The sequence below is a fragment of the uncultured Oscillibacter sp. genome (assembly GCF_900546705.1).
Classification (GTDB): domain Bacteria; phylum Bacillota; class Clostridia; order Oscillospirales; family Oscillospiraceae; genus Oscillibacter.
Genome location: NZ_URDP01000077.1, coordinates 1 through 3,737, shown reverse-complemented (window position 1 = coordinate 3,737; position 3,737 = coordinate 1). Strand labels below are relative to the sequence as shown.

4 protein-coding genes are annotated in these 3,737 nt (G+C 59.7%); all 4 read right to left on the bottom strand.

Going from position 1 to position 3,737, the window contains the following annotated elements:
- Positions 1–2,084, bottom strand: a 2,084-nt coding sequence (locus QZS13_RS10080) for a terminase large subunit domain-containing protein (protein ID WP_295588573.1), incomplete at its 3' end; no start/stop codon positions are given.
- A 180-nt stretch (positions 2,085–2,264) separates the two neighbouring features.
- Entirely contained in the window at positions 2,265–2,561 is a 297-nt protein-coding gene (locus QZS13_RS10075; RefSeq protein ID WP_295588572.1) for an HNH endonuclease, read from the bottom strand.
- 64 nt (positions 2,562–2,625) lie between these two features.
- Positions 2,626–2,817, bottom strand: a complete 192-nt coding sequence (locus QZS13_RS10070) for a cysteine-rich KTR domain-containing protein (protein WP_295588571.1) — start codon at positions 2,815–2,817, stop codon at positions 2,626–2,628.
- 72 nt (positions 2,818–2,889) lie between these two features.
- On the bottom strand, positions 2,890–3,636 hold the full coding sequence (locus tag QZS13_RS10065; RefSeq protein ID WP_295588569.1) for a hypothetical protein: 747 nt from the start codon (positions 3,634–3,636) through the stop codon (positions 2,890–2,892).
- Between the last annotated feature and the right edge of the window lie 101 nt (positions 3,637–3,737).

Genomic DNA, 3,737 nt, shown 5'->3' with positions numbered 1-3,737 from the left:
ACCGTCTCCAGATCTTCCAGGTAAGCGCAGCAGGCAAACACCGCTGCGTCAAACACGTCGATCCGGAGATTGGGCTGGATCTTGTCGTACATGACCATGTCGTCCGATTTTTCCACGCCGTGGACGTTTTGCACGCAGTATTCAAACGGCTCGGCGTGCCGGTAGTAAAGGGTCCCGCGCTTGGCGCTGGCCTCCAGATACCGGAATCCCTCAGACTTCCGGGTGAACAGCTGCGGCTGGTCTTTGATGGGGAAATGGGCCTTTTTCATCTCCAGGAAATACTCCCGGCAGAACTTTCGGTCGTGGCCGATCCGCCGGAGCTTGAAGCCATCATCCCGCAGGCCCTTATACCACTTCACCACCTCGGAGTGGTTGGTCACCTTGTCGTTGGACATATCCAGCCAGCCGTCCTCTGCCCAGCCAAACAGGGGGATCTGGTCCTCATGGGCTTTGACCACTGCCGCCGCCCTGGGAAACCAACAATGGGGGATGACGATGTCCACCCCGTTGTAATGGCCAAACAGCGCCGCCGCCGTCAGATCGTGGAGCTTGGACAAGTCGCTGCCGCCATACCACTTGATAGGCAGCCGGGACAGATCTTCCAGGGTCCAGCTGTATTTGCTGTCGCTGGCGCGGAACTCGTCCACGTTGAACCAGGCCCGCAGCGACGCAATGAAAACATTGAGGGACTTCTGGAGAAATTCCGGCCGCAGCTGTGGGTCCTCCTTGGCCTGCATGGCGTCGTTGACCATTTCCTGTGGGCGGATGCTTTTGCCCCAGCCAGGATTGCAGCGTTCCATCACCTCGGGATTGGTGTAGTCCACCTCGCCGGATTCAGATTTTGGCGCCGCCGCAATGAAAACAAAAATGGAGTCCGCCTCCGGCCCCTTGATGGTGCCGTTCAAGATCTTGCGGCAGTATTCCACACGGTTTGCGCAAAATCCAGTAGCCAAGTCACCGCCGGAGCTGATACCGATCACCAGCTTGTTGGTGTAAGCCTTGGTGGCATCCTTGAGGACCTGGTACTGCTTGGCCGACTTATAGGTGTGCATCTCGTCGGCAATGACGATGTTGCAGTTGAAAGAATCCTGCTTGTCTACGCTGGATGCCAGGGCGTTGATGGAAATAAAGCCGTCCTCACCGATGTCGCCGGTGATGCTGCGCTCCATGTTGTTATTGATGATCCGCAGGCCGCCCACCGGGTCATCGTCCACGGTCAGGTGCTCCCGCTTGAGGTTATAGCGGAGAAAGTCAAATCCCTCCAGCGCCTGCTTGAGGGCGCCGCCCACCTCGTAGACCTTGGAGCCGCTGCGCCGCTCATAGAGCGCCAGGGCCCAGGCCAGGGCCGCCGCAAAGGTGGTCTTGATGTTTTTCCGTGGAACAAAGTCCAGCGCCTCCTTGAAACGCCGCTCCTTTGTTCCGGCCACATAGAAGCCCATGATGTTGTACACGATGAACTTGTGGTATGGCAGGAGCAGGAACGGCGTTCCCCGCAGCGGCGTGGCGTCCAGAAACTCTCCCTGCTGGTGGCAGACCGTCGTCTCAATGATGGCGATGATCTCGTTGGCCGGCTCCGCCCGGAAATCCCACTTTGGATTTTTCAGGTCGTCCATGTACCGCTGGCACGCCTGGACGATCTCCACGCAAGCATGGATCTCTCCGGACAGCACCCCGGAGACATAGCCGTCCACCTCTGCCATGTAGTCGGCAGCGTGCTCCACCGCATGGGCGGCCGCCTCCTCCAGCAGCAGCTCGATCCGGCTCTGCTTCTCCGCCGAATACTCCTCCCGCTTTTTCTGGGCCTTGGCAAAGCTGGATGGTGTCAGGCCCAGCTGAGACCGCAGCGCCAGGATGTCCTTGCGCAGCTGGTCCACCACCGCGTAGTTGGGATCTTTGGCGGTGTACTTGCCGCCGGTCTTGTTGACCAGCTCCGCCACCATTTGCCCACCTGCCGCACGCCAGGCTTTTTCCGCCTTGGACAGTTCCCGCTCCAGCTTGGCCAGCTGCTTGATGGTGCTGTCAAAGATCGGACTGTAAATGCCGACGGACTCCATGTCCGCCCGGATCATCGCCTCCCGTCCCATGATGCCTCCTCGCTATGGTCTCGGTGTCAGAATCTGACACCGCTCTCGCGTGGGCGCGTCGTATGCGCCCGCGTTGCCCGGGCATGATGCGCACGCGCGGAGTCTGGTCGCGCCTAAGCGGGCGCGAACCCCCTCCGGCGGTGAGGTCCGCCGTCGGAAGCTCTTCCGCCCCCCGGTCCCCTAGACACCGGGGTCAGCCGGAGGATGAGGGGGGGATACCCTCCGCCTCCAGGCCAGGCCCCGGTCCGTCAGGGCGCCGGTCTCCCGGTCGTGCATGGCATTGTGGCAGGCCGAGCACAGGCTCAGCAGGTTCCACGGACACCAGGCAAACTCCGGGAAATCCTCCGCCGGGTATGCGTGATGCACCACGGTGGCATTGACCGCCAGGCCATAGCGCCGGCACTCCCGGCATTGGTACCGATCACGCCGCAGGATGGATTGGCGCAGGTGTTTCCACCGCCGGCCTTTGTAATCCATGGGCTATCACCTCCAGGGCAAAACAAAAAACGCCGGAGCCAATGACCAACCCCGCAATGGGCGATCATGGGCTCCGGCGTTTAACGCTCCGGCCTCTTTCGATATCCAGGATGATCTCGGTCTTGCAGTCCCGGCAGTACACCGGCAAGCCCGTCGCTTCCGTGTCCTTGTCGATCCGCAGCAACTTGTGGTTGCGGTGGCAGTTGGGACAGGTAAGCCATCCATCCTTTACGGCAAGTGTATCACGCCGTTCCATCTTTTGCAATGCACTTTCCTCACTTTCTTTCGGATGTCCACAAAAACCAACTAGATTACAAGTATTGAAATCTTATTCTAAATATAAAGCGCTGTTTTTCTTTGGCACGATCCAGGAGTGATAATAGTAGCTGCCGAACTCATTACTGAAGCTCTGCGGCCCGTCCGGTGAGCTGGCCCACAGTGTGCGGTGCGGGCAGTGGATCACACCGGATTTATCCTCCCAGATCTCCGGCTCCGGCAGCTTGGCGGTAAGGGTACGGCTGCAGCTCCACTTGTGTCGGCCCAGCGGTAAGAACCACCCGTCAGATGGCTCCTTATTGAAATATTTGGCAAGCCTCCGGTATCCTCCGTGCTTGAGGAGCACCGGGAAGTCCTGCACCTCTCCCTGCCGCCACAGGTACCGCACTTCCGCCGGTGAGAACTCACTGTCCCGCAGGACAAGATGGACATGGTAGCGGCAATGCTGCGAACCGTACTCGATGGCGTACACGTAATCAAACGGTTGATTGTGCCGCCACCGCTTACACCGCTTGAAAAACGCGCTCAACACTTTGCGCACCCCGCCGAACCGCGCCGGAAGATGCTCCTCGTCAAAGGAACACTCATAGTGCGTGCCCTCAAAGCCGAAAAGCGCAAGGCACAATTCCAGACGATCCACCGGAGTCCGGCATACCGCCGAGCGGTACCGCCGCCGAAATTCCGCCTTTTCGCTCCGAATGTATGCGTCATCCTGGGGCGAGAATCTGGGCCGCAGCGCCCGGCACTCTTTGACCAGCGGTCCCGCTCTTTGGCGGGTGCAATACCAAACTGCACTCATATGTACCGCATCATCTCCTCTACGCTGTGGAAATATTGACTGCTGTACAGCCCTCCCTCACGGCGCTCCAGCCGCACCAGCATGTCGCAGCCCCACACGGC

Excerpts from the sequence above, each read along its gene's own strand:
- QZS13_RS10075 (WP_295588572.1), bottom strand. The coding sequence starts at position 2,561 with ATGGATTACAAAGGCCGGCGGTGGAAACACCTGCGCCAATCCATCCTG.
- QZS13_RS10070 (WP_295588571.1), bottom strand. The coding sequence starts at position 2,817 with ATGGAACGGCGTGATACACTTGCCGTAAAGGATGGATGGCTTACCTGT.
- QZS13_RS10065 (WP_295588569.1), bottom strand. The coding sequence starts at position 3,636 with ATGAGTGCAGTTTGGTATTGCACCCGCCAAAGAGCGGGACCGCTGGTC.